Source organism: Maribacter sp. TH_r10, assembly GCF_033101095.1.
GTDB classification, from domain to species: Bacteria; Bacteroidota; Bacteroidia; order Flavobacteriales; family Flavobacteriaceae; genus Maribacter_A; species Maribacter_A luteus.
The window spans coordinates 270777-277066 of sequence record NZ_JAWMPY010000005.1 but is presented as its reverse complement, the minus strand read 5'-3'; the positions used below and the strand labels follow the sequence as shown (position 1 = coordinate 277066).

At 41.1% G+C, this 6290-nt stretch carries 6 protein-coding genes; 1 reads left to right on the top strand and 5 read right to left on the bottom strand.

Going from position 1 to position 6290, the window contains the following annotated elements:
* The 5 genes from R3X28_RS14015 to R3X28_RS13995 all read right to left on the bottom strand — a co-directional run.
* On the bottom strand, positions 1-441 hold a 441-nt coding region (locus R3X28_RS14015; protein ID WP_317665063.1), incomplete at its 3' end, for a Calx-beta domain-containing protein.
* 162 nt (positions 442-603) lie between these two features.
* Positions 604-1488, bottom strand: a complete 885-nt coding sequence (gene fabD, locus R3X28_RS14010) for an ACP S-malonyltransferase (protein WP_282055228.1) — start codon at positions 1486-1488, stop codon at positions 604-606.
* Between the two features lie 249 nt (positions 1489-1737).
* A complete protein-coding gene (locus R3X28_RS14005) occupies positions 1738-2253 on the bottom strand; it encodes a gamma carbonic anhydrase family protein (RefSeq protein ID WP_154364059.1) in 516 nt (171 codons plus the stop codon).
* Positions 2254-2281: 28 nt separating this feature from the next.
* Entirely contained in the window at positions 2282-3010 is a 729-nt protein-coding gene (locus R3X28_RS14000; protein ID WP_317665060.1) for a LytTR family DNA-binding domain-containing protein, read from the bottom strand.
* Positions 3007-5217 (bottom strand): histidine kinase, encoded by a 2211-nt coding sequence (locus R3X28_RS13995; RefSeq protein ID WP_317665058.1) that lies wholly within the window; start codon positions 5215-5217, stop codon positions 3007-3009. Before R3X28_RS13995 ends, R3X28_RS14000 begins: the two co-directional genes overlap by 4 nt.
* Positions 5218-5409: 192 nt before the next feature.
* Between R3X28_RS13995 and R3X28_RS13990 the strand changes: the two genes are divergently transcribed.
* Complete coding sequence (locus R3X28_RS13990; protein WP_317665057.1) at positions 5410-6267, top strand: DUF4349 domain-containing protein; 858 nt, start codon at positions 5410-5412, stop codon at positions 6265-6267.
* Positions 6268-6290: the final 23 nt, after the last annotated feature.

The window sequence follows — 6290 nt, the reverse complement described above, 5'->3', positions numbered from 1 at the left end:
TGTAATGGTGCCAATAGCACTACCTCCCCCTGCAAGTAATACCCCATTAGTAGGTGTACCTAGCTGAACTGTAAATGCCTCATTTATGCCTTCATCGATTAAATCATCTGTAATAGGCACCGTAATTTCTTCGGTTTCAGTATCAAAACCATCAAAATTCAAAACACCAATGGTATTGTCATAATCAACGCCACCGGTAGCGGTACCATCAACAAAGGAATAAGTTACCGATGTACCAGGAAATACCGTCCCATTAAGAGTTACAATGAACACCATACTTCCTTCATCCTCATCTTCCGTTACATTTTCAATTGAAAGAGTCTGCCCATACCCACTTAAAGACACGAAGAGAAAGGTTACCAATAGCAGTAACCTATTAAAAATCCTTGATGTAATTGAAGATGATGGGGTAACCATTGTACGCTTTATTTTCTTTTTCATAGACTGTTTTTTGCACATACTATGCCAAAATCATCGACACTTGCGTATGTTAAAACCAAAAAATAGGGAGTCAATATTACTAAAAAAAACAGCTAACCCCTTACTTACTCAGATTAAAACTGGCTTTTTTGGCTAAAATGCAATGTATTGAACCTATGCCCCTTAAGATACCTCTGCTGAAACAGCCTCTGCCGTTGGCTCTATTTTCTTGACCAAACCTTGTAAAACCTTACCTGGACCCACTTCGGTGAACAAAGTCGCCCCATCTTTTACCATATTACGTACACTCTGTGTCCATTTTACAGGGGATGTCAATTGGGAAATCAAATTCTTTTTGATCTCATCCGCATTGCTAACCGCAATCGTCGTCACATTTTGGTAAATTGGGCAATTCGGTGTCGAAAATTTCGTGGCTTCGATAGCTGCGGCCAATTCCTCCTCTGCAGGTTTCATTAATGGGGAATGGAACGCCCCACCCACAGGCAATACCATGGCCCTACGGGCACCGGCAGCCTTTAAACTTTCACAGGCAGCGTTAATGGCATCTACCTCTCCCGAGATCACCAATTGCCCAGGGCAATTGTAATTCGCCGCTACGACAATACCCGCAGTTTCCCCACAGATTTTTTCAACGACCTCATCATCCAAACGCAATACGGCCGCCATGGTACCAGGTTGCAACTCACATGCCTTTTGCATGGCAAGCGCCCTTTGTGACACCAATTTCAATCCGTCTTCAAAGTTCAATGCGCCATTGGCCACCAAGGCAGAAAATTCCCCTAAGGAATGACCTGCGACCATTTCGGGCTTAAAAGCATCGCCCATGACCTTACTTAAAATTACCGAGTGAAGAAAAATAGCAGGCTGGGTCACTTTGGTCTGCTTTAAATCATCGGCCGCCCCTTCGAACATGATATCGGTAATGGGAAAACCTAAAATCTCATTGGCATTTTCGAACAACTCTTGCGCCAATGGGTATTTTTCATAAAGATCCAATCCCATACCTACGAATTGGGCCCCTTGACCGGGAAATATATATGCTTTCATTTTTTTATTTTTTAGTATGGATCACGTATGACCACCTATGTAGCCCAAACCCAATCCTTTAGATTAATTTCTTGTTGACAAAAATAAGGAATAATAGCTCATAGCCCTAAGTAGGCATCAAAAATACCCACCCTGGCCGGCAATACGTAAACAGTAGTTGCCTTGATCGTTCCCTTTTATGGTTGTACCATGAATGGTTCACGTACAGACGAAACCATCTAACAGGTTCCGTATTGAATTCGAGAAGGACTATTCCTCTTTGAACCAGCCTGAGTATTTTACGTACGCATTGGCAATCCTATCCACTTCCCCTGAACTCAACTCCGGACTTATATCCTTGATTTTTTTAGCAGGCATACCCGCAAAAATAGTACCCTCTGGCACGTGGGTACCTTTGGTCAAAACCGCACCGGCGGCAATGATACTATTACTCTCTACCACGCAATCATCCATAATGATGCTACCCATACCTACCAGAACGTTATCTTTTATGGTACAACCATGCACCAGGGCGTTGTGGCCTATAGATACGTTGTTACCGATGGTCGTAGGCGATTTCTCGTACGTACAATGTACCACGGCACCATCTTGAACGTTGACTTTGTTTCCCATCTTGATAAAATGCACGTCTCCTCTTAAAACCGCATTGAACCAAACACTACATTGATCGCCCATGGTGACTTCGCCCACTATGGTCGCATTTTCCGCAATAAAGCAATCTTCTCCTATAACCGGGGTTTTGCCCCTAACCGATTTAATTAACATTGGTTGTATCGTATTATTATTTTACAGTTCAAAAATACGCCAATAATTCCTTCTTTTTAGATGCTGAAACCAAAAGTTCCTTCCCATTTGAAACCACCACACTGCCCCCTTTTCCCTTCCGGTATTTAACGACCTCGTTCACATTCACCAAATAAGATTTATGGATCCTCGCAAAGGGATACTGCGAAAGTGCCTCCTCAAAATATTTTAGGGTCTTGCTCACCAGGATCTTCTTTTTTTCAAGATGGATTTCGGTATAGTTGTCATCGGCCTTACAATACAGGATATCGTTTACGTTCAAAACCTGGAAACCATCTTGCTGAGGCAAGGTTATCTTACCCTCAACACTTGGCAATTGGGCATTCAATACTTGGTCTTCCAAAGCGGTTTCTTTTGTTTTAATGTCGGAAACGTAGGTTACCGCCTTGATCAATTCATCAATATTGATGGGTTTCATTAAATAATAGGCCGCATGGTTGTTCAAGGCATCCATGGCATATTGGTTGTAAGCCGTAACGAATATGGTTTCAAAATCCCGATCGGGTAATTGATCCAAAAGGTCAAAAGCATTGCCATAGGGCATCTCTACATCAATAAAAACCAGATCCAACTCATTTTTTTGAATAAAAGCCAGCGCCTCTTTTATTGATGCGGCTTCTCCCAAAACCGTAACATTCTCACAATATTTAGATAAATAGTTCTGAAGAATCTCCCTACTATTGGCCTCATCTTCGACAATAAGTGCTTTTAAATTCATGTATCTTTCTTTAAAGTGAAGAGAACCCTCGTCCCTTGTCCGTCGCTATTGACATCGGTAATATGCACATCTACCTTGTCTTTGTACATCTCATTGAGAATGGCGATTCTTTTTCTGATATTACCCATTCCCTTCGATTTTTGTTTTTTCTGGTTTTGGGTCTTTAATTCCGCTGATTTTTTCCTGCCGATCCCATCATCCTCAATACTGATCTGAATAGTGTCTTTCCCTTGATGTTGTATTTGAATGTTCAAATGGCCTTTATCCACTTTATAGCGCAATCCGTGCCATATCGCATTTTCGATATAAGGTTGTAGGAGCATGGGAGGAATCCAGTAACTATCTATATCTATTGACTTGTCCACATCTATCATATAATCAAACTTATCCGGAAAACGGGAATGTTCCAATTTCACATAAAGCCTCAGTAATTCCAACTCTTTGGACAATGGGATGAAATCCTCTTCGGAATTATCCAAAACGGCCCGCATCAAGGTTGAAAACTCACTCAAAAACCTATTGGCACTTCGCTCATCACTTTTTGCGATATAACTGTTTACCGAGTTCAAGGCATTGAAAATAAAATGTGGGTTCATTTGTGACCGCAAGGATTTAAGGGCCAAAAGGTTATTGGCCAATTTTTGTTGCTGATTGCTCCTATAAAAAAAGAAGGCTGCCAAACCCATCAACAACAAACCGAAAAGTAGGGAATAGATGACCCAATTCTTTCTTTTGTTGCTCTCCTCTTGCAATTGCTGTCCGGTTACCGCCAAATCGTATTTACTTTGGGACAACTGCCGCTCTTGCTCCAGGCCGTCAATACGGCTTTGCTTTGACGCGATTTCACGATTCAGCCTCGCTGCCCGCGAAATTTCCTGCTCTTTACGAATATACAAGGTATCCACGACGGCCACATAGTCCTGATACGTCGCCAGGGCCTTGTTGAATTCCCCTTTGTACTCATATACCTCCGATAACTTTCGGGTGGCATCTTTTTGAATGACCAAGTCATCGTCAATATCCGCCTCAACAATACTTTTCTGAAGATAGGGAATGGCCTCGTCATAATCATCCTTTGCAATATAGGCATTGGCAATCTTATAATTGATCCTTTGTGAGGTGATGGAATCCAAAGATTCCGGTTTGTCTACAGCAACCTTTGATTCTACCGACAATTCCCCAAGCTCGTTCAAACTTTGTTTCCGCAATTGAATTTCCTCATCGTACCTATTCTTTTTATTATAGAAATCGGCCACTTTTTCTTTTTCTTGGATGGATCGCTGTGGTGCTTGTTGTTTAGCCAATTTCAACGAATTGGAGTAATAACCTTCCGCCTCTACATTCCTATTGTCCTTAACAAAGGCATCGGCAATCTTGGAATTCAGGTCGGTTACTTTCGGGGTAATTTGGTTTTTTTCGGCAATTGTCAACCCTTCCCTATAAAAAGCCACGGCCTTGTCATTATTCCCCATTCCCAAATAAGCATCTCCCAAATATTCATAAAGCTGTACTTTCTGATAGGGCACTATTTTCCTCTCTTTCAAAAGCGGGGTCAACGTTTTTTCCGCATTTTCAAAATCCTTGTTCGCGACATAGGCCCTACCCAACAAAAAGGAAGTCCGGTCGCTTTCTTGGGCCTCCAAGGCATCTAAATAACTGGAAATGGCCAAATCGTACTGTTTATGAAAATAATAGACCTCGCCCAAAGTGGTCAAGGATTGTGAGAGTTCTGCTTTATCTCCCCTTTGATTCAATTGTGCCAGGGATTTAGTGATAAAATCTATACTCTTTTCTATATCGGTCTTTTTATAGTAATTGGCCGAATCTAAAAAGACGGCGTGCAACGACACCTCACTTTTGGTACTTTTACGACTGCTGTAGCTGTTTTCCCTTTTCCCGGAATATCCTTTGACCTTCACATCTACATCCTCACTACTGCGAACACGATACCTTACCGTTTCGAAATGGGGGCTCTGAAAAACCAGTTCTTCACCTATGGCCACCTCTATTTTAAACTCCCCAAAAGCATTCGTTAACGTATAGGCACCTGAATTCGTTGACACCTCTACCCCTGTAATCGGGGAACCGTCCTCGAATCCCTTAACAGTTCCCTTTACCCCAATCTTGTTTTGGGCAGAACCTATTTGGGGAATACATATAAAGATCCCGAAAAGGAGTATCGCAAGTATGTGGTTTATTCTATTCATCTATTATGAAATACAACGTAAACTTAGCTGATTTATGCGGCAATAAAAAATGCCAAAACAGCCAAAACAAGCAATATGAAGGCCAAAAAACAGCCTTTACAAAACCATTGGGACGCTTTACTCATTGAAATGGCGATTTAACTCATTCCCCATTTTTTTTCAAAATATCCGGAAATACTTTTATCCCATAAAATGAGACCAACAGACATGAAAACAACCTTGAAAAATAAAATCGGAAAACTATCATTGGGACTTAGCATAGGGTTTATCATCCTGTTCATATTTCGTCTTACTACGGAAAAGGAAGAAACCGTTGTTGCAACACCCATCTTCCAACAAACCGAATCTTTAGAGTCAAACCTTGAAATACGTAAAAACTACGCCACCAAAAGACATAGTGTAGCACTGGGACAAGCCCCTATGCTAGTAGACCAGAAATACGAAAAAATCGCAGATATACAATCAACATCAACTGTCTTTGACCGTGATGAAGACCAGTTACGTAAACATATAGCCGATTATAATGGACTTATACAGTTCGAAAATAAAAATGGAAATTCCGGTTATCGCAGTTTAAACCTCACCATTGGCGTACCTCCAGAACATTTCGATGCCATTTACCAACAACTAATTCAGATAGGCACCATACAAGCCAAGCAAATTACAAAGAAGGACAAAACCAATGAATACAAGGAACTTCGAGCAAAAAAACTGTCTCTCGAAAAGATAAGGACCTCCTTGATCAACCTTAAGGCAGAAGGAGGACGAATCGAGGAATACATTCAATTAGAGAACAGGATACTCGAAATAGAACAACAACTACAGGCCTTGGGTGTGAGTTTGGGGAATTTTGATGAGGAAAATGAATTCTGTACCGTAAAATTCTCACTAACCGAAAGAAAGGTTACCCATACCGGTTTATCACAAAGGATAATTTCGGCCTTTTTATGGACACTGTCCACCTACCTACAACTAATGACCGTCTTACTATTAATAGCAGGTTTCTCCTATTTAACTGTTTCAACCATAGAGAAACTCAGAAAAAAATAATTGAAACATAACCGATTTCCACT